The sequence below is a fragment of the Cellulomonas sp. P4_H4 genome (genome assembly GCF_056400865.1).
In genome coordinates this window covers 1-24914 of the sequence record NZ_JBFUKL010000001.1, presented here as the reverse complement: position 1 = coordinate 24914, position 24914 = coordinate 1, and the positions used below count along the sequence as shown (strand labels likewise).

General features: G+C 72.7%; 27 protein-coding genes and 1 tRNA gene. 13 read left to right on the top strand and 15 right to left on the bottom strand.

Annotation, left to right across the window (positions count from 1 at the left end; genetic code table 11):
* Positions 1–20 precede the first annotated feature (20 nt).
* From AC1DPN_RS00140 to AC1DPN_RS00130, 3 genes are all read left to right on the top strand, one after another.
* A complete protein-coding gene (locus AC1DPN_RS00140; RefSeq protein ID WP_477082694.1) occupies positions 21–827 on the top strand; it encodes an ion transporter in 807 nt (268 codons plus the stop codon).
* A gap of 59 nt (positions 828–886) precedes the next feature.
* Positions 887–957, top strand: a tRNA-Gly gene (locus AC1DPN_RS00135).
* 297 nt (positions 958–1254) lie between these two features.
* Positions 1255–1902, top strand: coding sequence for a hypothetical protein (locus tag AC1DPN_RS00130; protein WP_477082693.1), 648 nt, complete (start codon positions 1255–1257; stop codon positions 1900–1902).
* 144 nt (positions 1903–2046) lie between these two features.
* Here AC1DPN_RS00130 and AC1DPN_RS00125 read toward each other — a convergent pair whose 3' ends face one another.
* A complete protein-coding gene (locus AC1DPN_RS00125; protein WP_477082692.1) occupies positions 2047–2649 on the bottom strand; it encodes an N-acetyltransferase family protein in 603 nt (200 codons plus the stop codon).
* A 56-nt stretch (positions 2650–2705) separates the two neighbouring features.
* On the opposite strand from AC1DPN_RS00125, the gene AC1DPN_RS00120 reads away from it, so the two are divergent.
* Positions 2706–4622, top strand: a complete 1917-nt coding sequence (locus AC1DPN_RS00120) for a glycoside hydrolase family 15 protein (protein WP_477082691.1) — start codon at positions 2706–2708, stop codon at positions 4620–4622.
* Between the two features lies 1 nt (position 4623).
* Here the strand turns inward: AC1DPN_RS00120 and AC1DPN_RS00115 are convergent, their stop codons facing one another.
* The 7 genes from AC1DPN_RS00115 to AC1DPN_RS00085 are packed head-to-tail and all read right to left on the bottom strand — an operon-like array spanning position 4624 to position 7423.
* The gene (locus AC1DPN_RS00115) at positions 4624–4992 is read right to left on the bottom strand and encodes an AtzH-like domain-containing protein (protein WP_477082690.1); all 369 of its coding nucleotides are present in this window, start codon (positions 4990–4992) and stop codon (positions 4624–4626) included.
* Between the two features lie 44 nt (positions 4993–5036).
* Complete coding sequence (locus AC1DPN_RS00110; RefSeq protein ID WP_477082689.1) at positions 5037–5615, bottom strand: hypothetical protein; 579 nt, start codon at positions 5613–5615, stop codon at positions 5037–5039.
* Positions 5612–6145: a DUF6286 domain-containing protein gene (locus AC1DPN_RS00105; protein ID WP_477082688.1), complete on the bottom strand. Its 534-nt coding sequence runs from the start codon at positions 6143–6145 to the stop codon at positions 5612–5614. The genes AC1DPN_RS00110 and AC1DPN_RS00105 overlap by 4 nt, the downstream gene beginning before the upstream one ends.
* The gene (locus AC1DPN_RS00100; RefSeq protein ID WP_477082687.1) at positions 6142–6477 is read right to left on the bottom strand and encodes an Asp23/Gls24 family envelope stress response protein; all 336 of its coding nucleotides are present in this window, start codon (positions 6475–6477) and stop codon (positions 6142–6144) included. Before AC1DPN_RS00100 ends, AC1DPN_RS00105 begins: the two co-directional genes overlap by 4 nt.
* Entirely contained in the window at positions 6470–6649 is a 180-nt protein-coding gene (locus tag AC1DPN_RS00095) for a DUF2273 domain-containing protein (protein ID WP_477082686.1), read from the bottom strand. Before AC1DPN_RS00095 ends, AC1DPN_RS00100 begins: the two co-directional genes overlap by 8 nt.
* A gap of 25 nt (positions 6650–6674) precedes the next feature.
* Positions 6675–6980: a hypothetical protein gene (locus AC1DPN_RS00090; protein ID WP_477082685.1), complete on the bottom strand. Its 306-nt coding sequence runs from the start codon at positions 6978–6980 to the stop codon at positions 6675–6677.
* Positions 6977–7423, bottom strand: coding sequence for an Asp23/Gls24 family envelope stress response protein (locus tag AC1DPN_RS00085; protein WP_477082684.1), 447 nt, complete (start codon positions 7421–7423; stop codon positions 6977–6979). The genes AC1DPN_RS00090 and AC1DPN_RS00085 overlap by 4 nt, the downstream gene beginning before the upstream one ends.
* 150 nt (positions 7424–7573) lie before the next feature.
* Here AC1DPN_RS00085 and AC1DPN_RS00080 point away from each other — a divergent pair, with 150 nt between their 5' ends.
* Complete coding sequence (locus tag AC1DPN_RS00080; RefSeq protein ID WP_477082683.1) at positions 7574–10135, top strand: circularly permuted type 2 ATP-grasp protein; 2562 nt, start codon at positions 7574–7576, stop codon at positions 10133–10135.
* On the top strand, positions 10132–11049 hold the full coding sequence (locus AC1DPN_RS00075) for a transglutaminase family protein (RefSeq protein WP_477082682.1): 918 nt from the start codon (positions 10132–10134) through the stop codon (positions 11047–11049). The genes AC1DPN_RS00080 and AC1DPN_RS00075 overlap by 4 nt, the downstream gene beginning before the upstream one ends.
* A gap of 8 nt (positions 11050–11057) precedes the next feature.
* Here the strand turns inward: AC1DPN_RS00075 and AC1DPN_RS00070 are convergent, their stop codons facing one another.
* The 3 genes from AC1DPN_RS00070 to AC1DPN_RS00060 form a co-directional block, all read right to left on the bottom strand.
* Positions 11058–11951, bottom strand: a complete 894-nt coding sequence (locus AC1DPN_RS00070; protein WP_477082681.1) for a hypothetical protein — start codon at positions 11949–11951, stop codon at positions 11058–11060.
* A 307-nt stretch (positions 11952–12258) separates the two neighbouring features.
* Positions 12259–12789 (bottom strand): DinB family protein, encoded by a 531-nt coding sequence (locus tag AC1DPN_RS00065; protein ID WP_477082680.1) that lies wholly within the window; start codon positions 12787–12789, stop codon positions 12259–12261.
* A gap of 350 nt (positions 12790–13139) precedes the next feature.
* A complete protein-coding gene (locus AC1DPN_RS00060) occupies positions 13140–14438 on the bottom strand; it encodes a transcriptional regulator (protein WP_477082679.1) in 1299 nt (432 codons plus the stop codon).
* A gap of 234 nt (positions 14439–14672) precedes the next feature.
* On the opposite strand from AC1DPN_RS00060, the gene AC1DPN_RS00055 reads away from it, so the two are divergent.
* Genes AC1DPN_RS00055 through AC1DPN_RS00045 form a run of 3 tightly spaced genes read left to right on the top strand, consistent with a single transcriptional unit; the run spans position 14673 to position 18423 of the window.
* Entirely contained in the window at positions 14673–15278 is a 606-nt protein-coding gene (locus tag AC1DPN_RS00055) for a TetR/AcrR family transcriptional regulator (protein WP_477082678.1), read from the top strand.
* Positions 15279–15293: 15 nt separating this feature from the next.
* Positions 15294–16424, top strand: coding sequence for a methyltransferase (locus AC1DPN_RS00050; protein ID WP_477082677.1), 1131 nt, complete (start codon positions 15294–15296; stop codon positions 16422–16424).
* Between the two features lie 40 nt (positions 16425–16464).
* The gene (locus AC1DPN_RS00045) at positions 16465–18423 is read left to right on the top strand and encodes an NHL domain-containing thioredoxin family protein (RefSeq protein ID WP_477082676.1); all 1959 of its coding nucleotides are present in this window, start codon (positions 16465–16467) and stop codon (positions 18421–18423) included.
* 47 nt (positions 18424–18470) lie between these two features.
* Here the strand turns inward: AC1DPN_RS00045 and AC1DPN_RS00040 are convergent, their stop codons facing one another.
* The 4 genes from AC1DPN_RS00040 to AC1DPN_RS00025 form a co-directional block, all read right to left on the bottom strand.
* Complete coding sequence (locus tag AC1DPN_RS00040) at positions 18471–19907, bottom strand: GGDEF domain-containing protein (RefSeq protein ID WP_477082675.1); 1437 nt, start codon at positions 19905–19907, stop codon at positions 18471–18473.
* 209 nt (positions 19908–20116) lie between these two features.
* Positions 20117–20332, bottom strand: a complete 216-nt coding sequence (locus AC1DPN_RS00035; protein WP_477082674.1) for a hypothetical protein — start codon at positions 20330–20332, stop codon at positions 20117–20119.
* Between the two features lie 52 nt (positions 20333–20384).
* Entirely contained in the window at positions 20385–21386 is a 1002-nt protein-coding gene (locus tag AC1DPN_RS00030; protein ID WP_477082673.1) for a chymotrypsin family serine protease, read from the bottom strand.
* Positions 21387–21488: 102 nt separating this feature from the next.
* Entirely contained in the window at positions 21489–22214 is a 726-nt protein-coding gene (locus tag AC1DPN_RS00025) for a helix-turn-helix transcriptional regulator (RefSeq protein ID WP_477082672.1), read from the bottom strand.
* A gap of 64 nt (positions 22215–22278) precedes the next feature.
* On the opposite strand from AC1DPN_RS00025, the gene AC1DPN_RS00020 reads away from it, so the two are divergent.
* The 4 genes from AC1DPN_RS00020 to AC1DPN_RS00005 form a co-directional block, all read left to right on the top strand.
* Entirely contained in the window at positions 22279–22995 is a 717-nt protein-coding gene (locus AC1DPN_RS00020) for an alpha/beta fold hydrolase (protein ID WP_477082671.1), read from the top strand.
* A 62-nt stretch (positions 22996–23057) separates the two neighbouring features.
* Positions 23058–23546, top strand: a complete 489-nt coding sequence (locus tag AC1DPN_RS00015; RefSeq protein ID WP_477082670.1) for a hypothetical protein — start codon at positions 23058–23060, stop codon at positions 23544–23546.
* Between the two features lie 117 nt (positions 23547–23663).
* Positions 23664–24479: a DUF4397 domain-containing protein gene (locus AC1DPN_RS00010; RefSeq protein ID WP_477082669.1), complete on the top strand. Its 816-nt coding sequence runs from the start codon at positions 23664–23666 to the stop codon at positions 24477–24479.
* A 116-nt stretch (positions 24480–24595) separates the two neighbouring features.
* A partial coding sequence (locus AC1DPN_RS00005) for a hypothetical protein (RefSeq protein WP_477082668.1) occupies positions 24596–24914 on the top strand: 319 nt, incomplete at its 3' end.

The window sequence follows — 24914 nt, the reverse complement described above, 5'->3', positions numbered from 1 at the left end:
CGGCGTGGAACACTCCTGCCGTGAAGGCACGCAGCGAGCTCAAGAGCACCGGCTACGAGATCTTCATCGGCGCGCTCTCGCTGCTGTCGATCGTCAACCTCGGCCTGATCCTCCTGACGGACAACGAAGACCTGTCGAAGATCCTCGAGGTCATGAACGCGCTGTTCAGCGGCATCTTCCTGATCGACTTCTCGTACCGCCTCAAGACCGCCCCCTCGCGCAGCGGCTACTTCTTCAAGCACTTCGGCTGGGCCGACCTGCTCGCCAGCGTGCCGCTCGCGTCGTTCAAGTTCCTGCGCATCTTCCGCCTCGTGCGCGTGGCCCGGCTCCTGCGCGCGGTGGGCATCCGTGAGATCGGTCGCACGCTGGTCAAGGACCGGGCGGGCAGCGCCCTGTACCTGCTGCTGCTCGCCGGGATCCTCGTCCTCGAGTTCGGCAGCTTCGAGATCCTCTACATCGAGCACGACGCCCCCGGGGCCAACATCACGACCGCCTCGGACGCCCTCTGGTACACGATCGTCACCATCTCGACGGTCGGCTACGGCGACCAGTTCCCCGTGACGAACGCCGGCCGCATCGTGGGCGTGGGGATCATCGTGGTCGGCGTCGGCATCTTCGGCACGTTCACCGGTTACCTGGCCAACCTGTTCCTGTCCCCGAAGACGTCCGACGACGTGGTGCCCGAGACTCCCGTCCCGGTCCTCGACGAGCCGACGCTCTCCCTGTCAGCGATCCGCGAGCTCGTGGCGCTGCCGGGCGTCGACCTGGCCGACGTCGACCGCCTTCTGAGCCTGTCGCAGGCACGTTCGGCCGAGAAGCCGGACTGACTTTCGCCCCACCCGATCGGTCCGGGTATGCTGTCCGGGCCGATGCAGGAACCGGCAACGCGGGTGTAGTTCAGTGGCAGAACTTCAGCTTCCCAAGCTGATAGCGCGAGTTCGATTCTCGTCACCCGCTCCCAGATGAACGCGCAGGTCAACGCGCCGCAGCTCGCCCCCCGCAGACGACGACCGTCGCGCGCTCCCGCCGCCGTCTCCTCGACGACCTCGACCGCGCGTACCTGCGGTGCGCTCGGCGGCACGCCGCCGGTACGAAGGGTTCGCGAGCACGTCCAGCACGCCGGAGTCCAGGGCGCCAGGGCGCCGGGGCAGCTCACTACCGGGCGTTCGCGCCGTCCGTCCGCTCTCTCGTGCCGAACGGGTGACAGCACCTGAGTCACCTCACGCTCTGACAGAGTGTGCCGATGGTATGACTATGAAGTCGACCTGGACACTCGTCGCGTCGGCGGTCGCCGCACTGGCCGCAGGTTCTGCCATCGCCTCTCTCTCGGCGGGCTCGGCCGTCGCTGCCTCGCCCACCGAGCGCGAGGTCCCCGCCATCGCGACTCACGCCCGACGCGCGGCCGTCGCACCCGACCTTCGGCTCGCGCCGAGTCCCCTCTCCGTCGGCGACACCGCGCCGGCCGACGCGGTCGAGGCGGTCCGAGCCGAGGGCATGTCCGTCTTCGTCAGCCCGACCGGGGACGGGTCCGGAGTCGTGGTCGACCCGTCTGCGCCCCTGCCGGATTCGGTCCTCGCGGAGATCGATGCGGTGAACGAGCCGCTGAGCCCGGTGGACGTCGGTCGCGCGACGGCACAGCTGGCCGCGCGATCCGCCCTGCGCGCCGCCCTCGACGCAGCCGGCACGAGCGTCCTGGTCCTCTACGCGATCCCGACGTTCGACGAGACCGGCGCGGTGACCGGACTGCGCTACGGGATCGTCGGCGGGCAGGACGCGCCCCTGGAGTTCGCGACGAGCCGCCAGCTCCTCCTGAGCCCGAGCCGCGACCACGTCGTCGCCACCTGGAGCCCGTTCCTCGCGGCCCACCCGCAGTACTCGCTGGTCGACACCACGACGCCGTAGCGGACGAGCGCGCAGGACCGCGCTCCACCCTCCTAGAGCGCGGTCCTGCGACGTCGAGGACAGGATGCACCCGGGGCACGCCAGAGTCAACGACGTCGTAACGAAGGTCAATGCGGATGATTCTGGGCGCCGCCCGCCGGTGAGTCAGAGGTCGAGCGTCAGGATCGTCGCGCCACCGTCCGGGCCCGCGCTCGTGAAGCCGATCCGGTCGTAGAAGGCGATCCCGCCCGTGTTGCGCTGGTCGACGCCGAGGTGCAGGCCAGGGATGCCGCGCTCGCGCAGGGCGTCGGACAACGTCTCGACGAGCCGCCGACCGAGCCCTCGACGCTGCGCCCGCGGGAGCAGGTCGATGTGCATGTGCGCGGGGTACTTCTTGTACAGCGGCCGGTCGACCGGCGCGGCCTCGTGGATCGTGCGGATCAGTCCGTGGTCCTGCGTGCCGTCGCGCGGGTCGTCGACGAGCGGGTTCTGCGCGCGCAGCACCGGGTACCACGACGACTCGAGCCACCGCTCGAACCGGTAGGTGTCGGCGGTCGCGATGATGTACCCGCACACGCCGAGCTCGTCGACGACGACGAACGACAGCCCGGGGTCCGCGACGGGGTACGGACCCGCGTAGACATGACCCAGCAGGTCGGGGTCGCGGTACTTGTCGGTGGCGTCGGCACTCGCGTCTCCCGTGAGCAGACAGATGCGGTACAGCGCAGGAAGGTCAGTCGGGTGGAAGGGGCGGATCGTTTCCGTCATGTGACGACTTTGCCACCTCTGCTGACAATGCCGCCCGAAGGCGCGACGCTGGGCAGATGGTGCCGGTCGTCGTCCCCCAGCCCGAGACCCATCGCAGCGCGTTCCCGCCGATCGCGAGCTACGCGTTCCTGTCCGACTGCGAGTCGAACTGCCTCATCTCGCCCGCGGGAGCGGTCGAGTGGATGTGCGTCCCGCGCCCGGACTCGCCGAGCATCTTCGCGGCGGTGCTCGACCGGGGAGCCGGCTCGTTCCGCGTGGGGCCGCACGGCACACGGGTCCCGTCGGCACGCCGCTACCTGCCCGGCACCCTCGTGCTGGAGACGACGTGGCAGACGCCGACGGGCTGGCTCGTCGTGCGCGACGCGATGATCATGGGCCCCTGGCACAACGACGAGGAGCGCTCGGCGACGCACCGCAGGACGCCCACCGACGACGACGCCGAGCACATCCTGCTGCGCACCATCACCTGCATCAGCGGCACGGTCGACCTGCAGGTCGAGTGCGACCCGTCGCCGGACTACGGGCGTGGCGAGACGCGCTGGGAGTACGACGGCACGGGATACAACGCCGTCCACGCCGAGTCCGAGACGAACCCGACGCTGCGCCTGACCAGCAACCTGCGCCTGGGCATCGACGGCCGGACGGCGTCGGCGCGTACCCGCATGGTCACCGGCGACAAGGCGTTCGTCGCGCTGTCCTGGTCGCCCCTGCCCGCGCCGACCACGTGGGAGGTCGCGGCCGACCAGATGTGGCGGACACAGGAGTTCTGGCGGGAGTGGATCACCCAGGGCGTGTTCCCGGACCACCCCTGGCGCACCTACCTGCAGCGCAGCGCGCTCACGCTCAAGGGGCTCACCTACGCCCCGACGGGCGCCCTGCTGGCGGCGGCGACCACCTCGCTGCCCGAGACACCGGGCGGCGAGCGCAACTGGGACTACCGGTACGCGTGGATCCGCGACTCGACGTTCGCCCTGTGGGGCCTCTACACGCTGGGTCTCGACCGTGAGGCGAACGACTTCTTCGCATTCATCCACGACGTGTGCCGCGACAACAAGGACCTCCAGATCATGTACGGCGTCGGCGGCGAGGAACGGCTCGAGGAGTTCGAGCTGGGCCACCTGTCCGGGTACGAGGGCGCTCAGCCGGTGCGCATCGGCAACGCCGCGTACGACCAGCGCCAGCACGACGTGTGGGGTGCGGTGCTCGACTCGGTCTACCTGCACACCCGTTCGCGGGAGCAGCTGCCCGAGTCGCTCTGGCCCGTGCTGAAGCGGCAGGTCGAGGCCGCGATCAAGCACTGGCACGAACCCGACCGCGGCATCTGGGAGGTCCGCGGCGAACCGCAGCACTTCACGGCGAGCAAGCTCATGTGCTGGGTGGCCCTCGACCGCGGTGCGCGCCTGGCGCGCATGCACGACGAGCACGACTTCGCGGAGCAGTGGACCAAGGTGGCCGCCGAGATCCACGACGACATCTGCGCCAACGGTGTCGACGAGCGCGGCGTCTTCGTCCAGCGGTACGGGTCCGACGCCCTCGACGCGTCCCTCCTGCTCGTCCCGCTCCTGCGGTTCCTGCCGGCCAACGACCCCCGGGTCCGGGCCACGGTCCTGGCCATCGCCGACGAGCTCACGACCGACGGCCTGGTGCTGCGCTACCGCGTCGAGGAGACCGACGACGGGCTGTCCGGCGAGGAGGGCACGTTCACCATCTGCTCGTTCTGGCTGGTGTCCGCACTGGTCGAGATCGGTGAGCTCGAGCGGGGCCGCGCACTGTGCGAGCGCCTGCTGTCCTTCGCCAGCACGCTGAACCTGTACGCCGAGGAGATCGACCCGCGCTCGGGCCGGCACCTGGGCAACTTCCCGCAGGCGTTCACGCACCTGGCACTCATCAACGCGGTGGTCCACGTGATCCGGGCCGAGGAGGCCATGGGCCACGACGGCGTCCACTTCGAGCCGCCCAACCGTGGCGGCTGACTCAGTCCGCTGCGGCCGTGTACGGCTTGCCCGGCCAGTAGGGCCACTCCTCGAACTGCTCCGCACGTCCGTCGGCGGCGAACGTGATCACCCAGAGGTCCCGGTACTCCTTGCCCGACCCGGGGTAGCTCACGTCGACGCGGACCACCCCGACCGGCCAGTCGGCGGCCAGCACGGTCGCGCTCATCTCGAACGCCGCGGGGTCGGCCCAGAAGCCCCTGATGGCGTCGATCCCGTCGAGGGGCTCGGCGTACGGCGATCGCAGGTACCGCGCGTGCTCGGTGAACAGGCGGTCGAGGTCGTCGACCGCCTGGGTGCGCCACGCGCGTTCGTAGTGCTCGACCCAACCGGTGACCGCGTCCTTGCCCATCGGCGTGCTCCTACGCTCGTTCCGGCAGTCCCGTGTTGCCCTGTTCAGCGCACCCGCGCGCGCTCGGCCGCCCTGCGCAGGACGGTGATCTCGACCCGGCTGGCGAGCTGCTCCTCGGGCAGGACACGCGCCAGGTCCGCGAGCACCTCGTCGCACGCGGAGACCACGTCCGCCAGGTCCGCGTCCGGGTAGGCGGTCACGCGCAGCCGCACCACGAGGCGCTTGCGCTCGGACAGGACCGCACCGCGCACCGACACGATGCGGGGATCGTCGGCGAGCACGTCCGCGGCCGCTGCGACCGCCGGACCGGGCTCGACGGCGAGCAGACCGGGCGCGTCCCCCGGTGGCAGCCGCAGCACGCGGACACCGCGCGCCGGCAGGTGTGCGAGCAGCCACCAGAGCCCGAGCCCGACGAGGACCGCACCTGCAGCGACGGCGACGGCCGTGACGTTCGGGGACTCGGTGACCTGGGACGAGTCGACGTCCACCGACGACGGAACGTCGGGCCAGACCGAGGCGAGGAACCCCGCCTGCCAGCCGACCGCCGCGACCCCGAGCGTGACGAGCGCGAGCCCGAGCAGCAGGACGAGCACCCGGTCGACGCCGAGCACCCCGCGCTTCATCGCAACCCCGTGACGTGCCGGTTCGAGACGTGCACGGCCACGGGCGTCGCCAGTCGCGCGAGCCTCTGCTGCACCACCGCGCGGACGTCGGGCTCGACGTCGTCGCCCTCGAGCGACGTGACGGTGACGTACACGGCCTTGCGGCGCGCCGACGAGTGCGCCGACAGCACGTACGGCACGTCAGAGGCGGCGGCCGTGGCGAGGCGGGCGAGGTCCGCCACGCCGATGCTCACCCCGGGCACGTCGAGCGGCAGCCGGGTCCGCACGCGCCGACCGAGCGCGACGACGACCAGCCAGAGCCCGAGCAGCGCGACGACGACACCGGCCGCGGAGAGGGCCAGCGACGGCTCGAGGCCGTCGGTGGCGTCGACGAGCGGGACCAGCCAGGTCGAGCCGTCGATCTGACCGCCGAGCACCAGGGCGTCGCGGATGACCAGGACGCCGAGCGCGACGACGAGGGCCGCGACGACGATCCCCACCCAGCCGACCCGACCGGCACGCGTGGCGGGAGGAGCGGGCGCGAAGCTCATCGGACCCTCGGCACGGGCACGGAGCGGGGCGGCCGGACGACGTCACGCACGGTGACGCTCACGGCGTCGAGCTCCTGCGCGGCCTGCCGGACCAGCTCTCGTCCGACGGCCGCCTGCACCTCGCGGGCCACGACGGCGGCCGACGACGGCCACAGCAGCGAGACCTCGAGCGACACCCGCGCGCGCGGCCCGAGCCGCTGCCAGTCGACCTTCGGGTTCGCCGGTGCCACGCCCGGAACCCCCAGCGCGACCTGGCCGGCGATCCGCCGCAGCGCCTGGTCGGTGATCGTCAGGGTGCCGCGGTCGACCTCCTCGGCTGCGGCCTCAGCCACGACGTCGCCCGGAGACGACCCCGCTCAGGTCGAGGCGTCCGTCGAGCACGAGCGCGACGACGACCCCGAGCCCGCCGAGCACGACGGCGAGCAGGAACATCGAGAACCCTCCGATGGCGGCGACGAGCGCGAGCAGGATGCCCGCGAACAGCCCGGTGGCGACAGACGACATGGTCAGCTCCTCTAGGTGCGACGTCTCAGACGACGTCGATGTCTTCGACGTGCACGTGCACGGGCATGGGGGCGATCGCGGACACGGCCCGCTGCACGCGGCCGGCGGTGGCCAGGATCGGTTCGATCCCGGAGACGACGATGTGCACCTCGGTGCCCTCGTCGTCGATCCGCACGCCCGTCACGCGACGGCCCGGCAGGTAGGTGCCGAGCCCGCCGAACCTCCCGCCGTCGAGCCGGGCCACGCCGGGCAGCGCGAGGACGACGGCCTCGACGTCCTCAGTGAGGTCGTGCGGTTCGAGGTCGTGCGGTTCGAGGCCGGGCGTCGTCACAGGACGCGGGACTCCACGGGCTCCGGGGCCGGGTCGTCCTGCGGCAGGTGCACGTCGTTGACGACGACGTTGACCTCGACGACGCGCAGTCCCGTCATCCGCTCGACGGCGCTGATGACGTTGCGCCGGATGCCCGTCGCCAGGTCGGCGATCGACACCCCGTACTCCGCGACGAGGTCCAGGTCGACGGCCGCCTCGGTCTCCCCGACCTCGACAGAGACACCCTGGGCGTGGTTGGTCCTGGCACCCGGGATGCGCTCCCGGATGGCCCCCATGGCGCGCCCGCCTCCACCGCCGAGCGCGTACACGCCCGTGACCTCCTTGGCGGCGATGCCGGCGATCTTGCTGACGACCGTGTCGGCGATCGTCGTCGTGCCCTCGGCGCTCACCAGCGCGCTGGGCTTGCGGATTGCGGCCGTCTTGGCTGGGGTGGTCTCGCTCATCATGGCCTCGCTCGTCAGCTCGATCCGACGGGGTGGCCCCCGCCGGTTCCTACAGTGCGCCCGACGCGCTCCGAGCGCACCTCCGGGTTGCCGCGAACTCACCCAGCGATGCACGGCACCCCTCCGGCCCACGTAGGGGAGACTCTGCCTGTGACCGACCTGCTCTCCTCGCCGCGTCAGCAGGACGGCGTCGTCGAGCACGCGGCTGACTGGTCCTGGCTCCCGGACCCCGCCGACGCCCCGACGGCGTCGACGCTGACGCATGCGCGCGACGAGGCCGAACGGCTGCTCGCGGACCACGGCGTCACCTACGGCGCGGACCGTCCGGACGGGGACCACCCGTGGCACCTGGACCCGCTGCCGGTCATCATCGACGAACCCGAGTGGGCACGCCTGGACGCAGCGCTCGTGCAGCGCGCCGAGCTGCTGGACGCGATCCTGCAGGACGCCTACGGCCAGCGGCTCCTCCTCACCGACCGGCTGCTCCCCCCGACGGTCGTGCTCGGGCACCCCGGGTTCGAGCGTGCCGTCGACGGCCTGCGGCTGCCCGGCGGGCGCGAGCTCGTGCTCACCTCGACGGACATCGTGCGCGACACGGACGGCGCGTGGTGCGCGGTCGCGGACCGGACCCAGGCGCCCAGCGGCGTCGGGTACGCCATGGAGGACCGCCGCGTCGTCGCGCAGGTGCTCTCGGGCGTGTACCGGCAGGCGTCGATCCAGCGGCTCGGACCGTTCTTCCGCGCGCTGCGCCTCGGCCTGCGGGACGTCGCGCCGGGGCAGGCGGAGCACCCGCGGATCGTCCTGCTCACCAGCGGACCCAACAGCGAGACCGCCTTCGACCAGGCCTACCTGGCGTCGATGCTCGGGCTGCCGCTCGTCGAGGGTCCGGACCTGCTGGTGCGCGAGGGTCGCGTGTGGATGCGTGGTGTCGAGGGGCTGGAACCCGTCGACGTGATCCTGCGCCGCGTCGACGCCGAGTGGTGCGACCCGCTGGACCTTCGGCAGGGCTCGCGGATCGGCGTCCCCGGCCTGGTCCGAGCAGTCCGCTCCGGCTCGGTGAGCGTCGTCAACCCGCTCGGCAGCTCCGTGCTCGAGAACCCGGCCCTGCTGACGTACCTGCCGCGGCTCGCGCGCGTGGTGCTCGACCAGGACCTCGCGCTCGCCTCCGCGCCGACGTGGTGGTGCGGCGAGGAGCGCTCGCTCAAGCACGTGCTCTCGCGCCTCGAGCAGCTGGTCATCCTGCCGACGGTCCGCGGCACCGAGGTCGGCACGATCCTCGGCTGGACCCTGAGCCACCGCGAGCGCGAGCACCTCGCGGAGCGGATCAGCGCCGAGCCGTGGCTGTGGGTCGGGCAGGAGCCGGTGGGTCCCGCGGGGCCGACGGTGAACGGGACGCCGGTCGGGGTGGGCAGCGACCTGCCGAGCTCCGAGGGCATCGGACCCGCCGACCTCGGACCCCGTGCCGCCGTGCTGCGCACCTACGCGGTCGCGCACCAGGGCGCGTACACCGTGATGGCCGGGGGTCTCGCGAGGGTCGCCGAGGGGCAGGTCGTCTCGTCGGCGCTCGGCGCGGCCGCAAAGGACGTGTGGGTGCTCTCGTCGCAGCCCGACGCGCCGCCCGAGCCGTGGGTGCCGTCCGACGAGTCCGCCTCGGGCGAGGTCGCGCAGCCGCGCCGCCCCGCGACCGGCATCTCGCCACGCACAGCGGAGAACCTCTACTGGATGGGCCGCTACGCCGAGCGCGCCGAAGACACGGCCCGCACCCTGCGCGTCGTGATCGACCGCTGGGACGACTTCCACCGGCTTCCCGCCTCCTCCGGCGGCCAGGCACTGCGGGTGCTCCTGGAGCCGCTCGGCGACGACCCCGCACTGCGTGACCTCGTGCTCGACCGCCGAGCGACCGGGACGGTCGCGCGGTCGGTACGGATGCTCGGGACGTCGGCCGCTGCCGTGCGCGACCAGCTGTCGACGGACACGTTCGGACCGCTCGCTCGCATCGAGCGGGCGCTGCGGGACGAGCGCAGCAAGTCGCGCGGCCGCACGCAGAGCGACGCCCTCGACCTCGGCGCCCTGCGCGGCAACGCGGCGACGGCCGGGCTGCGGCCCGCGCTCGACAAGGTGCTCGAGGGGCTGCTGGCGATCGCCGGCATCGCCGCCGAGGGCCTGGTCCGCGACGTGGGCTGGCACTTCCTGGACGCGGGCCGCCGCATCGAGCGCTCGCAGAACCTCGTCGAGAGCCTGCTGGCGTCGGTGGTCCAGCGTCGGCCCGCGGACGTCGACGCCCTGGTCCTGGAGTCGGTCCTGCTGGGCCACGAGTCGGCCATCACCTACCACCGCCGCCACCAGGCCGTGCCGACGGTCGCCGACGTCCTCGAGCTGCTCCTGCACGACGGCACCAACCCGCGTTCGCTCGCCTACCAGCTCGACCGGCTCCGCGAGGGGCTCGCGGCGATCCCGCTGGCGGGCCGGTCGCCGGACCAGCGCGGCCGCCTGCTGTCCGACGTGGTGGACCTGCTCGACGAGCTCGACAGCGCGACGTTCGCCGCGTCGATCACCGACGACGGCCGGCGCGACCGCCTCGCGGAGACCCTGGAGTCGATGCTCTGGCGCCTGCAGGCCACCGCCGACGAGATCGAGCGCGTGCACTTCGTGCGGGTGGCCCCGAGCCAGTCGCTCGAGGACCCCTGGGACGCCCGGACCGGTGCCGCATGACCGGGCGCCGGTACGACCTGGTGCACCGCACCACCTACGTCTACGACGACCCGGTCACTGACTCGTACGGTCGGACCACGATGACCCCACGGGACGTGCCCGGCCAGACGTGCGTCGAGACCGTCGTGGAGATCTCGCCGGAGCCCGCCGACACGGCCGCGCACGTCGACTACTTCGGCAACAAGACCACGTACTTCGGGGTCACGACGCCCCACACGACCCTCGTCGTGACCTCGCGCTCGACCATCGACGTCACCCGACCGACGCCGTCGGCGGAGTCGCTGCCCCGGGTCGGCTGGCAGGAGGTCGCTCGGCGCGTGGCCGCAGGAGACGTCAACCGTCTCGACCCGACCCTCGCCGAGCTGCGCGAGGCCGTCCTGCCGTCCGCGCACGTTGCGTTCGCCGACGAGGTGCGCGAGTGGGCCGCACCGACCTTCGCCGAGGACCGGCCGCTGGCCGACGTGCTGGTCGAGCTGGCTCACCGCATCCGTACCGAGCTGACCTACCGCTCGGGCTCCACGACCGTGCACACGACGCAGGCGCAGCTGCTGGCCCAGCGGGCCGGCGTCTGCCAGGACTTCGCGCACCTGATGATCGCGGCCCTGCGGCTGCACGGTCTGCCCGCCCGCTACTCCAGCGGGTACATCGAGACGCGCCCACCGGCCGGCCGGGAGAAGCTGCGTGGGGCCGACGCCTCGCACGCGTGGGTCTCCGCGTGGATCCCGGGCGCGGGATGGGTCGAGGTCGACCCGACCAACGACCAGCTGGTCAACGACCAGTACGTGCTGCTCGGCTGGGGTCGCGACTACGACGACGTCCCGCCGTTGCGGGGCGTCATCTTCACCGAGGGCTCGGGCTCGCACCTGAAGGTCGCCGTGGACCTGGCACCGGCCGGGAGCCCGCGCTTCCTGTAGCTCGTCCGCTACCGCGCTGCCGTGGCCATCTCTCGCAGCTCGTCACGACTCAGGACGAAGCCTCCGCTGTCCACGACCGTCCCGCCCGCTCCCTCCAGAAGCGCCGCGGCGATGCGCGCGACGGACTGCTGCACCCGGGAGCGCGCGATGAGGTGCAGCTGCGACGGGTGGTCGGCGTGCAGCTCCTCGGGGTCCAGGGGCTCCCACGACACCTTGTAGGCGCACGGCCCGTACTCGCTCGGCTCGAGCGCGGCCAGGGCGACCGGGACCTGCCGCGACCGGGCGACCCGCAGGGTGACGGCGCCGTCGTACTCGAACGTCGCCGTGATGGACAGAGAGCCGTCGCCGGGCTCGACGAGGTGCCCGACGCGGGCACCGCTCATCGCGGGCCGAACGAGCGGCAGGACGTCCTTGGCGGTCAGGACGAGCGACGACCAGAGCGTCAGGTCGACCGCCGCCCCCGGGTCCGGGACGACCAGGCGTGACCGGTCGGCGGGCACGATCCCACCCGCCGCACGGCGGGCCGCGGCGGACATCCAGCCGTAGACGAGCGGACCGGCCGACGCGTCCGTGGCGTCCAGCGCGTACAGGTCGACGTCGCGCGCGCCGAGACCCGCCCGGTGGGCCTCGTCCTTGTCGAGGGACGTGGGGCCCTCGAGCGTCGCACCGGGCACGAGCGCCAGCAGTCCGGGCGCGGTCAACACCGCGGTCTCGGTGACCATCCCGCGGAAGCGGGCACCGGTCATCCGCGGAGGCGCGGCCTCCGCCTTCACGGGGCTGCGCGCCCACGACGCGTCGGGGAACCACGCGGTCGCGAGCGCGACGGCGTCGGTGTCGCGCGGCAGGACGAGAACGTTCCTGCCGGCGACCTGCTCGGGGAGCCTCACGTGCGCCGGGTCCATGGCGGCGGACCGTACACACGAAATGATGCGGCCGTGTTTCGGCCCGGCGCGTCGCCGGGTGATTGCTCACAAGCGCCGGTCGCCGTCACCGCAGGTCAGGGCCGTACCGACTAGGCCGTTGGAGTGGTCGTCCACCGATCCGTCATCCTGTGCACAGGGCTGTGGACAAGTCCTGTGGACAACGGTGAGCACCCGTGGACGACAAGCCCCCAGGCAGTACGCCCCGCGGCGCCCGGCCGACCCACAGCGCTGCACACGGTGTGGACAACTGCTGTGGATAACGCATGCCGGAGGCGGGACGGCGGCGTCAGGCGTCGACGTCGTGCAGGTGGTGGACCACGTCGTGCAGGAAGTACTGCCCGAGCGTCAGCACGGTGAACTGCGACCCGTTGGACCGTGTGCCGGCGCGGTCCCACTGCTCGGGCTGCACGGAGTCGAAGCGTGCGGCCGAGACGGACGCCGCCTCGGCGAGCTCCCGTGCGACGACGGCGGGATCCTGCAGGTCGTACCGGTCCGCGAGCGCCGTGGCGTCCTGGTCCCAGTTCTCGAACCGGGGGTCGTCCTGCGTGAGCAGCAGCTCGAGACGTCCGTCGAAGATCCGCAGGACGTCGCGCACGTGGGCGCCGTACTCGAGCGTGGACCAGGTGGTGGGCGCCGGACGGTCACGCGCGTCCCCGCGGCCGAGCGCCTCGACCCAGCGCGGCGCGAGCTCCCGCACGGTCGGGCCGATCGCCGAGCCCTCGACGTCCGCAGCGATGAAACCGCACTCGGGGCACGGCTTGGCCAGCACCCAGGTCCAGTCCTTGGTGTCCGGCTCGGGCGTCAGGTTCGTCGTCATGGCCGAACGTTAGCCCGGCGCGCTGGAGCGCCCCAGCGACTATCCGCCCCGCACCGCACAGATCCGGTCAGCTTGTCGGGGGCCGTCGGCCGGGCCGGGCGTCGCGGCCGGGCGACGCATCCCCTCCACGCGTCGCCCGACCGGCCCCGCCTCTTCCGCCCGGAGCGCACCCGCCCCTCGCGGGCGCTCACCGTCAGAACAAGCCGACTACTGCTGCACATCCCCTCGAACGCGTCCCTCCCGTGGGAGGTCGGCCGTCCACGAGCCGCGCCCGGAGGCGCCGCCTGATCGCAGAGTAGGCCACGCAGGGTTGCAGGAGAGTTGCAACCGGGAGCGACCCTTGACCTGGGCTATCTCCGGTGCTGAGGCGCGCCGAGGCGCCTGCCCAGCAGCTCGAGCCGCCCGACGGCCTGGACGTGTGCAGGGGTGCCACGGGGCGCCAGCCACGCGAGCCGTTCCCACGCCTGCCAGTCGTCGGCGCCCTCGTCGGACGCGACCCACCGGCTCACCGCGCCGGGCAACGGGCTGGCCAGGACGGCAGCGCGCAGATCGGCCGAGAGCTCTTCGCGGGCGCGTTCGACGCCCGGCGCCACCGAGCGGGAGAGCACCTGGGCGCGGTAGCTCGACTGCGCGGCATCCACGTCCCCGGCGACGAGCAGCTCGCGCACGAGGTCCGCGTCCGATCGCAGCGACGACGTGAGCCGGTACGGGCGGGACTCGCTGAGCAGCGGGCCGACGATGCGTCGCAGGCGCGAGATCTCGGCACGCACGGTGACGTCCGAGAGCATCTGCTCGCTGAGCAGGACCGCGAGCTCGTCGGCGCTCAGGCCCGCGGGGTGCCGTGCGAGCAGCAGCAGGATCTCGGCGTGCCGCAGGCTGACGCGGACGTCGACCCCCCCGACGCGGACGGTCGGCGCGTTGGTCAGCACCCTCAGTCGCGGCTTGAGGTCGAGGTCCTGGTCCGGGCTGAGGCCACCCTCGCCCGGCACGATCAGTCGGCGGCTGGGGGTCGTCTGCTCGGCAGCCACGCGGGCCAGCTCGGCCTCGACGGCGGCGACCGTCGCGCGGACCAGCGACATCACCACGCTGGACGCGACCACGCGGCCGCCCGTCACGTCGAGGACGCCGAGCACCTGGCCGCTCGGGGCGTGCACGGGAACCGCGGCACAGTTCCACGGCTGGACCTTGCGCGCGTAGTGCTCGTAGCCGACGACCTGCATCGGCTGGCCGATCGCGAGCGCAGTGCCGACGGCGTTGGTACCTGCGCAGTCCTCGCGCCAGAGGGCGCCCTCCACGAACGCGACGCCCTCCATCTGCCGGCGGACGCCGTGGTCGCCCTCGACCCACAGCAACCGACCCGAGTCGTCGGTGAGGCCCGCGACCCAACCGGCGTCGGCCCCGGGGCCGACGAGCAGCTCGCGGACGACGGGCATCGCGGCGGCGACGGCGAGCGCGCCCCGGTACGAGGTCAGCGAGCGTCCGACCATGTCGACGGGCGCGTGCTGGACCTCCGGGTCCACGCCGATGCGCTGGCTGCGCCGCCACGAGTCGGCGACGAGGGGGCGCACGTAGCGACCAGGTGCACGCCCCGTGGTGACGAAACGCTCATGGGCAGCACTGACGTGAGCGGCGTCTGCGAGCTCCGTCATCAGTCTCCCGTCGACAGCGTCGTCGGACGTCGACCCTGGTGGGCGCCGCACGAAGGAGTTGTGCCGTGGCGAGCGTTGGATCGAAGTGTACGAAAGTTCCGCATGTCTGCGCCCATCCTTGGCGGGTGGACTCTCGATCAAGATCGACCGACGCGTGATGCGTCACGCACTCCTGAAGCGAGACCCGGCTCACGTCCGCGCGGTCTTCATGACAGAACGTGCAACGATGTCACCATGCCCAAGATCATCGGCGGCTCGCTGCACGAGCACCGTGAGCAGACGCGCCAGAAGCTCTTCGCCGCTCTCTCCGCGCTCATGGCCGAGCAGGGGTTCGACGCCATCACGCTCGCCGACATCGCCGCCGCAGCCGGGGTCGGGCGCACCGCCGTCTACAACCACTTCCCCGACAAGGAAGCACTCCTGCTCGGGTTCATCACCCACGAGACCGAGCAGTACGCCGCGACGCTGCAACGCTCGCTCGACGACATCGAGGACCCCACCGAGCAGCTGCAGATGTACGTGCGCCAGCAGGCACAGCTGACCCGCGTCTACCACCTGGCACCCGGTCCCGAGCTGCGCTCCGTCCTCTCCCGCGGGACCCAGCAGCGCGTGCGTGAGCACGTCGTCGTGGTGGAGCTGATCCTGCGAGGCATCCTGGCCGCCGGCATCGAGTCGGGCGCGTTCCCCGAGCAGGACCTCGACGTCACGGTGCCGCTGATCAACGCGTGCCTGTCCGGTCGTGGCGTCCCCCCGGACGGCCCCGAGCGTGAGCGTGCCATCGAGCAGACCGAGCAGTTCGTGCTCCGTGCCGTCGGCGCCCCCGCGCCCGTCCCGGCCTGACGGCGTGGTCAGGAGTTGAGCAGGAACAGAAAGAACCGCAGCGCAGCACCGCCCGCCCACTACGGCAGCCACCCGTCGTCGCGCCGGCCCGGCGCCCGGCCCACCGCCAAGCGCTCGGTGGCCGTCGAGCTCACCTTCCTGCCCGGTCTGGCAGAGGTGCTGTCCGACGAGGCGTCGGCGCTGCTCACCAGCGGACCGCCCGCACCCGTGCCCGGGCGCGACGACGCGCTCGAGATCGCCCTGCTCGGACCCCTGGCCGACGTCGCCGCCCTGCGGACCGCCGTCGCCGCGTTCGTCGTCCTGCGCTTCGACGTCCCCCGGCCGAAGTCGCTGACGAGCGGCGACCACCTGCAGCGCATCGTCGACGCGATCGGCCAGTCCCAGCGCGTGGGCCGCTCGACGTCGTTCCGCTTCGAGGCCGCCGGCTCCGACTCTGCGGTCTTCGCGCGGCTCGCGGCGCTGCTCTCGGAGGCGACGGGCCTGCCCTACGACGAGCGCGACGGCGAGCTCGTGCTGCGGGTCCGCCGAGGCGTGGCTCCCGGACCGTCGGGCGATCCCGGCTGGGACGTACTGGTGCGCGTCGGCCCACGGCCGCTGTCCGCGCGCCCGTGGCGGGTGGCCGACTACCCCGGCGCCGCCAACGCGACGATCGCCGCGGCCATGGTCCGGCTCGGCGGCGTCGTGCCCACCGATCGCGTCCTGAACCTCATGTGCGGCTCGGGCACGCTCCTGGTCGAGCGGCTCCTCGCCGGCCCCGCTGCCCAGGCCGTCGGCGTGGACAACGCGGACGCGGCGATCACGGCCTCGTCGGCCAACCTCGCGGCGGCCGGCGTCACCGCGCAGGTGCTGACGGGCGACGCCCTCGCTCCCGTGGCCGGATCGTTCGACCTCCTGCTCGTCGACCCGCCCTGGGGCACCCTGCACGGGTCCCACGAGACGAACGCGGCGCTGCACGCGGGCCTGCTCACCGCCGCTTACGAAGCAGCTGCGCCCGGCGCCCGGCTCGTCGTCCTCACGCACGAGATCAAGATCATGGAGCGTGCGGTCCGGGACGCCGACGCGCTCTGGCGCGTGCGCGACCAGGTCCGCGTGTTCGCCAAGGGCCACCACCCGCGGATCTACGTCCTGGACCGCACCGAAGCCTGAGCCGCTGCGGCACCCCGCTCGGACGTTGGACAATGGGCGGGTGCGTGAGAGTCGACTTCCCAGGGTCCGTGCGTCCGAGCTGGTCGGACGGGGGTGGCTGAACACCGGCGGTCGGACGATCACGCTGGCCGACCTGCGCGGCAAGATCGTGATCCTCGACTTCTGGACGTTCTGCTGCATCAACTGCCTGCACGTCCTCGACGAGCTGCGCGAGCTCGAGGAGCAGTACCGCGACGTCCTCGTGATCGTCGGGGTGCACTCACCGAAGTTCGCGCACGAGGCCGACCCGGTGGCGCTCGCCGCGGCGGTCGAGCGGTACGAGGTGCACCACCCGGTGCTCGACGACCCGGAGCTGGTGACCTGGTCCGCGTACACCGCACGGGCCTGGCCGACGCTCGTCGTGATCGACCCCGAGGGCTACGTCGTCGCGCAGATGGCCGGCGAGGGGCACCGCCGCAACGTCGAGATCCTGGTGTCCGAGCTCGTCGCGACCCACGAGGCGTCGGGCACCTTGCACCGCGGCGACGGCCCGTACGTGCCGCCCCAGCCGACCGAGGGCACGCTCCGGTTCCCGGGCAAGGTCATCGCGCTGCCCGACGGTCACCTGCTGGTCGCCGACGCCGGGCACCACAGCCTCGCCGAGCTCGACGGCGACATGCTCGTCCGGCGGATCGGCACCGGCGAGCGCGGGCTCGTCGACGGAGGTCCCGACGAGGCACGCTTCAGCGAGCCGAACGGGCTGTGCCTGGTGCCCGAGGAGCTGCGGCCCTGGCTGGACTACGACGTGCTCGTCGCCGACACCGTGAACCACGCGCTGCGCGGCGTCCGCCTCGCCGACGGCCGCGTGACCACCGTGGCCGGGACCGGTGAGCAGTACATGGTCGGCGCGGCGGACAACTTCCTGCCGTTCGACGACGACGAGCCCGACGAGGAGCTCGCGTCCCTGCCGGTCGTCGGCGAGCCCGGCGACTCCTCCGCCGCGTTCGGGTCGGCCCTGACGTCCCGGCAGGGCGCGCAGCCCGCGGCACCGTTCGTCCCCGGGCCCCGTCGGCAGAAGCTCTCCTCGCCGTGGGACGTCGCGTGGTCGCAGGCGCTGGGCGGGTTCGTCGTGGCGATGGCCGGCAACCACACGCTGTGGGAGCTCGACGACAAGCAGGGCTCGATCAACCAGCTCGCGGGCACCCTGAACGAGGGGCTCCTGGACGGTCCGCTCGACGACGCGTGGTTCGCTCAGCCGTCCGGGCTCGCCGTGGCGCCCGACGACAAGATCTGGGTGGCCGACTCCGAGACGTCGGCGCTGCGCTGGGTGGACCCGGTCGCACGGACCGTGCACACCGTCGTCGGCGAGGGTCTGTTCGACTTCGGCCACCGCGACGGCCCTGCCGCACAGGCTCGCCTGCAGCACCCGCTCGGAGTGGCGGTCCTGCCGGACGGGTCCGTGCTCGTCGCGGACACCTACAACGGCGCGGTGCGCCGGTACGCCGACGGCTCGGTCTCCACGATCGCCACCGACCTCGCCGAGCCGAGCGGCCTGCTCGTGCTGGAGGACTCGGTGGTGGTCGTCGAGTCCGCTGCGCACCGGCTCACGCGGCTGCCGCTGCACGGGGTCGGGCGGGTGGAGGACCACGGCGCCCACCGCACCCAGCGGCCCGTCACCGAGCTCGCGCCCGGCGAGGTACGACTGGACGTCGTCTTCACGCCCGCGTCAGGGCAGAAGTACGACGACCGGTACGGCCCGTCCACGCGTCTGCAGGTCTCGTCGACGCCACCCGCGCTGCTGATCGACGGCGCCGGCGACGACGTGCCGCTGGACCGCGTCCTGCGTCTGGACCCGTCCGTGCCGGAAGGGGTCCTGCACGTGACCGCGCACGCGGCGAGCTGCGACGCCGACCCCGCGATCGAGTACCCGGCCTGCCATCTCAACACGCAGGACTGGGGCGTACCGGTCCGCCTGGTCGAGGGCGCGGCACGGACCCTGACCCTGCCGCTGCACGGCTGAGCCGCTTCTGGAGCTAGCGAGCGCTGTGCCCGCCAACGAGGCGCAAGCTACCGCGCGCCTCGCACGGCCACGCCCGCGAGCGCGTCCAGCGACGTGAGCACCACGTCGCCCGTCGCGGCGGTCGCGGACATCCCGATCTCGACGAGCCACGGGCCGAAGCCGACGACCACGGTCGCGAACTGTGCGCCGACCTCGGCCGGGCTGCCTCCGCGGGCGACCGCGGCGGCGGGCTCGTCGGACGAGGCTCCTTCACGGCGGGTCAGCACGGTCCACGTGGAACCGCCGAGCGTCTCGGTCGCGGCCGCGGCGAACGCGCACAGGCGCGGGACGACGCCCGACTGGGCCGCGGCGATCGCGGTCGAACCGGCGACGATGACCCGCTCCGCCGTCACGTTCGGGTCGGCCGTCGCGGGGACCGTCGCCCGCAGGGCACGGGCACGGGCGCGCTTGGCCTTGTACTGCGCGGCGTCGGCCTGCCGGAACAGGTGCCGAGCCGACACCGAGCCCGTCACCGCGGTCGACGCGATGCCGTAGGAGATCGCGGCGCCGTGCGGGAGCGGGAATGCTGCCACGGTCGAGGCCATGGTCTCGGCGACCTCGGCGCGACGGCGTCCGACGGTGACCAGGCAGAACTCGTCGCCACCGATGCGGGCAGCCGTCGACCCCGGCAGGGCGTCGGCGGCGCGGCTCAGCACGTCGGCCACCGACCGCAGGAGGTCGTCGCCCGCGTCGTGGCCCATCTCGTCGTTGACGCGCTTGAGCCCGTCGACGTCGCACATGACGATGCACGTCTCGTGGCCGGACTCGAGCGCCGACTCGGCCTCGGAGTCCGCGACGCGGCGGTTGGCGAGACCAGTCAGGGGGTCGTCCGCGACCAGGTGACGCACCTGGGCTTCGAGGTCCACGCGCGCCACGGCACCCGCCACGAGTGCGGAGAGGACCTCGGCGCGAGCGATGTCGTCGACCCGGAACGGGATGCCCGGACGGGCACGGGTCGCGACGAGCTGCCCCCAGACCGTGCCGTTGACGACCAGCGGCGACCCCATGACGCTCGCCGCGTCGAGCTCGCGCAGCATCTCGACCTCGATCGGGTCGCCGGCGTCCGGGTCTCCGTCCGCCGTCGGCTCGTCGTGGACGGTGCGGGCGTGAGCGACCCAGCTGGCGCGGTCGCGGATCATGTTGCGCAGAGCAGGTCGGTCGTTCGCGCGGTACGACGCGCGGGACAGCCAGACGAGGCGGGGATCGGAGGGACGCGGCTCGACGGCGACGACGCGGCAGGTGTCCTGGTCGATCCGGCAGAACGCGATGGTCGTGGCCTCGAGCACCTCGAGGGCCGTGGACGTGGCGACGTGGGCGACCTCGTCGATCGACCGGCAGCGGTCCAGACGGTGCGCAGCGAGCGCAAGAGCGCGCACGCCGACGGTGCTCGCCGCGGACCTGGTGTCCGAGCGCGCTCCTTGTGCCGACATGCCGCGACGCGTCATCGGGTAATCATCGACCCTCGGTCCCTATCGGTGCGATCTCGGCGGATGAGAGTGCTATGAGATCACCCGCCCTGACGAAACAAATCGCCCGAACCGCCTGCAGTCCGAGCATCTCTCGACATGTTGCACCAGCAACGAACGCGATCCTGACACGGCTCGGACCACGAATGGCGGAGCGTGACGAAGGTAAATGATCGCGTGACGCCAGGTCAGGCGGTCGCACGAACGGCGCCGACCACCCGGACGTGGACATCGACACCATCGATCATGCCGGGCAGGTCATGGCGTCCGTCACGTGAGACGTTGACGCGGAGCTCATACCCGTCACCGGCCCGTGCGATGCCGATCCCGCGCACGTCGGAGCGGCCCTGCAGCGCCGTCCGCAACCGCTCCTTCGCGGCGCGTGCCTGCTGGATGTCCGCCACGGTGCACCGCCTCCCAGCCGCCGCACGGGCTACGTCGAGCCACTCCGGGCCTCTAGACCAGGGTGGCACCGAACGCGGCGAGCACGGCATCGATCGGGTTGACGTAGGTCAGCCCGGATCCATTGTCGCCCCCGGACTCCGAGCCTGCAAAGAGGAGACCGATCGCCACGCCGTCCTCACGGTAGACGAGCGCCCCCGAGTCACCGCCTCGGGAGAACGGTCCGGGGCCGGTGGACTCGACCTCGATCTGGTTGTCGAAGCTCAGCTCGCCCAGCTCGTCGTCGTAACCGACGACCACGTCGTCGAGCTCGATCGCCGTCACGTTGCCGCGGGTCACCGCCGTGGTCCGGCCGATCTTTCCGACGGACTCACCACCGAGAACGGCCGCGGTCGTCGTGACCCGGCCGACCGGGTACTGCAGGTCGGGCTCGGTGAGCTCGGGGTCCAGCCGCGCGATCGCGCAGTCGACGAGCGCGTGGCCGTTCGGCTCGAGCTCCACGCGCGCGGCGAGCGTGCCGACGCGGTCGCGCGGGGCCTGGCCGCCGTCTGCCGGGCCCGGCTGGACGACCACGTCGCCGACCGACGCCTGTGGCGTCCCCGAGAGCACGTGGTAGTTGGACAGCACGTGGACCGCGCCCTCGACGTGGACGAACGCTCCGAGCGTCCCTGCGCTCACGTCGACGTGCGCGACCGAGACGCCCGGCCGCAGGGGCCGCACCCGACCCGTCTCGCCTAGGGACCGTGCGCGGATCACCGGCGGGCGGGGGCGGACGACGGTCTCGTCGCTCAGACCCCGTATCCGGCCGGTCCGTCTCACGTCCGCGTCCTCCGCGCCGATCTTGTCGACGACCTTGCGGGCGATGCTGCGCACCGTCGAGGTGCCCAGCCGGTACCGGACGGCGAGCCGGTAGGAGCCGTCGGGCTGGCGTGCCAGGCCGAGCGCCAGGGCGGGGCCGCCGTGGGCCACCTCGGACGGTCGCACGAGCCGCTCGGAGAGCTGCCGCGTGTAGTCGACCATCTGCGCCTTGACCTCGCGCGCTTCACGCTCGTCCATCTAGTCCCCCTCGTTCGCCGGCGATCCCGACACCTTCGGATGATTGCCCGGTCTGTCCGGGCATCCGCCAGTCTGCCTGTCAGCACCCACACGCGTCGCGCGTCACGCGTCCGAGGGTCGGTCCGACGGGCGGGCCGAGACCGGGCGCGCGTCCGGTGGGGGTTCGCCGACCGACGCGACGGGCCGCGGGTCGTAGTGCTCGGGCGTCAGGTCGGCGCGCACCACCCGGTCGAGGCGGAACCAGCGGACGCCCAGACGCAGGCGGCACCACGCGACCAGGTACCAGCGGCCGCCCGTGCGCGCGAGCACGATCGGCTCGATCCGCCGACGACTCACCGACCCGTCCGACGCCACGTACTCGATCGCGACCACCCGGGAGCGGTCGAGGGACTCCTCCACGGCACGCAGGACCTCCGGACCCGGCCCCTCCGCTGGCGCGGGCCGAGACCACACGCGGGCCGCCAGAGCGTCGGCACGGCGCCGCGCGTCGGGCGGGAGGGCGTCGAGCACCTTCGCGCGGGCGGCGTCGGCGTCGGTGCCGAACGGGCTGCCGGGCGGCAGGGCGCGGACCGCGAGCGCGAGCGCGACCGCCTGCGCCGGCGTGAAGTTCACGGGCGGGAGACCCATCGAGGCCTCCAGCACGTAGCCCCCACCGAGCCCCGGCTGGGCCGTGACGGGGAGGCCGGCCTGCTGCAGCGCGGACACGTCGCGCTTGACCGTGCGCGCCGACACCTCGAACAGCCTGGCGAGGCGCACGCTCGTGGTGCCGGCGGGCCCGACGCGGCGGAGCTCCTCGGCGAGCGCGTAGAGACGATCGGTGCGGTTCATGCTCCCAGCATGGTGACACAAAGGTGACAGGAGGGTGTCACCACGAGCGATGCACGCTGGTCCTATGACGACACCAACGACAGCAACCCCGGTGATTCTCGTTCCCGGCGCATGGCTCGGTGCATGGGCCTGGGACCGCGTGGTCGGACGCCTCCGCGACGAGGGCCTCGACCCCCGTCCGCTGACGCTGCCCGGACTCGAGCCCGGGGACCGCGACCGCGGCTCGATCACTCTCGACGACCACGCACGGTTCGTCGTCGAGCTCGTCGACTCGCTGCCCGGAGACGTGGTGCTGGTCGGGCACAGCGCGGGCGGCTCGGTCCTCAGCGAGGTGGTGGACCAGCGACCCGAGCGCATCCGGCGGGCGATCTACGTGGACAGCGGGCCGCAGCAGGACGGCGCGGTGCCCAACCCGTCGCTCGGTGCGGACGAGGACGTGGAGCCGCTGCCGCCCTGGGAGGACCTCGGTGACCAGAGCCTGCAGGGCCTGTCCGACGAGGACCGCGCCGAGTTCGCACGGCGGGCGGTCCCGCACCCGGGTGCCGTGCGCCGCGGTCCGGTGCACGTCGGCAACCCCGCACGCTTGGGCGTCCCGCTGACGGTGATCTGCACGAGCCTGCCGTCCGAGCAGCTCCTGCCGATGGCGCACGGCGGACCGCCGTTCTTCACCGAGCTCTCCGAGTTCGACGTGACCTATGTCGACCTCCCGACCGGCCACTGGCCCATGTGGTCCCGCCCCGACGAGCTGGCCGACGAGATCGTGCGCGCCGCGCGCGCCTGACCCGAGCACGAGACGGCGCCGGGCGGACGGGTGCAAGATCAGCCCTGGTCACGACACATGCCGTGAGACAGGACGAGGGGGCACAGGTGCGTCGAGAGCTCCACGGCCGCAGCGCCCGGGTCCGTACCGGGTGGGCGTTGCTCGCTGCAGGTCTGGCGAGCGCCTCGTGCGCCGTCCCCGGTTCGTCCGGCGCGGCGAGCTCGTGCGTGGCTCCGACCCTGGACATCGAGGGCGCACAGTCCGGCGACGACGAGACGAGCGAGCCGCCGACCGTGGTCCTGCCCGACTCATTCGTCGTCGTCGGCGAGTGGTTCCACGACGGTTGCGACGACACCGGTGGTCGGAGTGACGAAGCGGCAAGCACGGACGTCGAGCTCACGCTCGAGCAGGACGGGCACGTCTGGTCCCTGGGCACGGCCGACGCAGCGGGCCGCGGATCTCGCTACTCGATCCGGTGGGCCGTCGAGTCGCCGCCGCCGGGCATCGCTCCCATGCCAGCAGTGCTGCGGGCCGGGACCGCCGAGCAGGAGGTCTACTTCTCCGTCTCGTGATGCGTCGTGGACACGGTCAGCGCGAGCTGCATCCGTAGGGGCAGGTGCGCGGGAAGATCGTGTGTCAGCACATCGGCAGCCCGGGTACGTCCCGCGGCCCGTCCCGAAGGACGCACCATGCGCGCTCGACTCCTGGCCGGCATCGCCGCCGGCACCCTCGCCCTCGCAGCCCTCGCGGCCGCTCCGGCAACCGCTGCGACCACCGCCCAGCTCTTCGTGTTCCACGCCGTACCCGGGCAGACCGTGGACGTGTATGTGAACAAGAAGCTCACGCTCGACAACTTCACGCCCGCGTCGATGGCCGGGCCGCTCGAGCTCGCTGCCGGCACCTACACGGTCGCGATCACCGCTCCCGACGCCGCCGACGACTCGGCCCCGATCATCGGTCCGGCGGACCTCCAGCTCGCCGACGGGCAGAGCTACACGGTCGTGGCACACCTCGACGCAGCCGGCGCGCCCACCGCCACGCTGTTCACCAACGACATCTCGACGACGGCCGCCGGTCAGGGCCGGGTGACTGTCCGCCACGTCGCGGCAGCGCCCGCGGTGGACGTCGTCGTCGGCGGCGCCGCGGTGGTGAGCGGACTGACCAACCCGGACGAGAAGGTGCTCAACCTTCCCGCGGGAACCATCTCGGCGAGCGTCACGGCGGCGGGGACGACGACTCCCGCGCTGCTCGGCCCGGCCGACGTCCCCGTCAAGGAGGGCACCAACACGATCGTCTACGCCTGGGGCAGCGCCACCGCGACGCCGGCCACCCTCGCCCTGGCCACGCAGACCATCGACGGCCTGCACGGCAACCCGTCGGGCGTGGACGCGGGTGAGGTCGGTCTCGCCGCCGACCCGACGACCCCCGCATGGCCGTACGCGCTGGGCGGGCTCGCCCTGCTCGCGCTCGTCGGCCTGTCCGTCGCTCGCCGCCAGCGGGCCTGACCGGCGCGTTGGCCAGGCAGCCGGCCATGCCGTGGCCCGGGAAAGCACTCCTCGGAGCGCCGACCCGGGCTGCGGTGCGCCTCCAACCGAGGCGTGGGCGGCCGGGACTCGCACGCGTGCTGACGGCCGTCGCTCTGGGCGCGACGCTGCTCACCGCGTGCTCCGGTCCGGACAGGAGCTCCGGACCCGCGGTCGTCACGGTCAAGGTGGCACCGACGGAGACCTTGCGCAGGCGGGAGAACTGGCCGATCCCGGTCTGCCAGCTGTCGACGTGGGCGGCGACGAGCGTGGAGCCGGCGGGATCCCACGGGGTCGGTCCGAACTGGTACCAGCCCGCGCGGTTCGCGTCCTCGGGGATCTGCATCAAGCCGTCCGCCGCCACACCGACCGGGTCGACCGGCATGTCGATGCGTACGTCGGGCACCTCGATCCGCA

Bases quoted from the DNA above. Each gene is read 5' to 3' on its own strand.
- AC1DPN_RS00040 (WP_477082675.1), bottom strand. From the start codon at position 19,907: ATGACGCGTCGCGGCATGTCGGCACAAGGAGCGCGCTCGGACACCAGG.
- AC1DPN_RS00105 (WP_477082688.1), bottom strand. From the start codon at position 6,145: ATGAGCTTCGCGCCCGCTCCTCCCGCCACGCGTGCCGGTCGGGTCGGC.
- AC1DPN_RS00095 (WP_477082686.1), bottom strand. From the start codon at position 6,649: ATGTCGTCTGTCGCCACCGGGCTGTTCGCGGGCATCCTGCTCGCGCTC.
- AC1DPN_RS00060 (WP_477082679.1), bottom strand. From the start codon at position 14,438: ATGACGGAGCTCGCAGACGCCGCTCACGTCAGTGCTGCCCATGAGCGT.
- AC1DPN_RS00130 (WP_477082693.1), top strand. From the start codon at position 1,255: ATGAAGTCGACCTGGACACTCGTCGCGTCGGCGGTCGCCGCACTGGCC.
- AC1DPN_RS00115 (WP_477082690.1), bottom strand. From the start codon at position 4,992: ATGGGCAAGGACGCGGTCACCGGTTGGGTCGAGCACTACGAACGCGCG.
- AC1DPN_RS00070 (WP_477082681.1), bottom strand. From the start codon at position 11,951: ATGGACCCGGCGCACGTGAGGCTCCCCGAGCAGGTCGCCGGCAGGAAC.
- AC1DPN_RS00065 (WP_477082680.1), bottom strand. From the start codon at position 12,789: ATGACGACGAACCTGACGCCCGAGCCGGACACCAAGGACTGGACCTGG.
- AC1DPN_RS00030 (WP_477082673.1), bottom strand. From the start codon at position 21,386: ATGGACGAGCGTGAAGCGCGCGAGGTCAAGGCGCAGATGGTCGACTAC.
- AC1DPN_RS00055 (WP_477082678.1), top strand. From the start codon at position 14,673: ATGCCCAAGATCATCGGCGGCTCGCTGCACGAGCACCGTGAGCAGACG.
- AC1DPN_RS00010 (WP_477082669.1), top strand. From the start codon at position 23,664: ATGCGCGCTCGACTCCTGGCCGGCATCGCCGCCGGCACCCTCGCCCTC.
- AC1DPN_RS00085 (WP_477082684.1), bottom strand. From the start codon at position 7,423: ATGAGCGAGACCACCCCAGCCAAGACGGCCGCAATCCGCAAGCCCAGC.
- AC1DPN_RS00125 (WP_477082692.1), bottom strand. From the start codon at position 2,649: ATGACGGAAACGATCCGCCCCTTCCACCCGACTGACCTTCCTGCGCTG.
- AC1DPN_RS00120 (WP_477082691.1), top strand. From the start codon at position 2,706: ATGGTGCCGGTCGTCGTCCCCCAGCCCGAGACCCATCGCAGCGCGTTC.
- AC1DPN_RS00020 (WP_477082671.1), top strand. From the start codon at position 22,279: ATGACGACACCAACGACAGCAACCCCGGTGATTCTCGTTCCCGGCGCA.
- AC1DPN_RS00025 (WP_477082672.1), bottom strand. From the start codon at position 22,214: ATGAACCGCACCGATCGTCTCTACGCGCTCGCCGAGGAGCTCCGCCGC.
- AC1DPN_RS00110 (WP_477082689.1), bottom strand. From the start codon at position 5,615: ATGAAGCGCGGGGTGCTCGGCGTCGACCGGGTGCTCGTCCTGCTGCTC.
- AC1DPN_RS00075 (WP_477082682.1), top strand. From the start codon at position 10,132: ATGACCGGGCGCCGGTACGACCTGGTGCACCGCACCACCTACGTCTAC.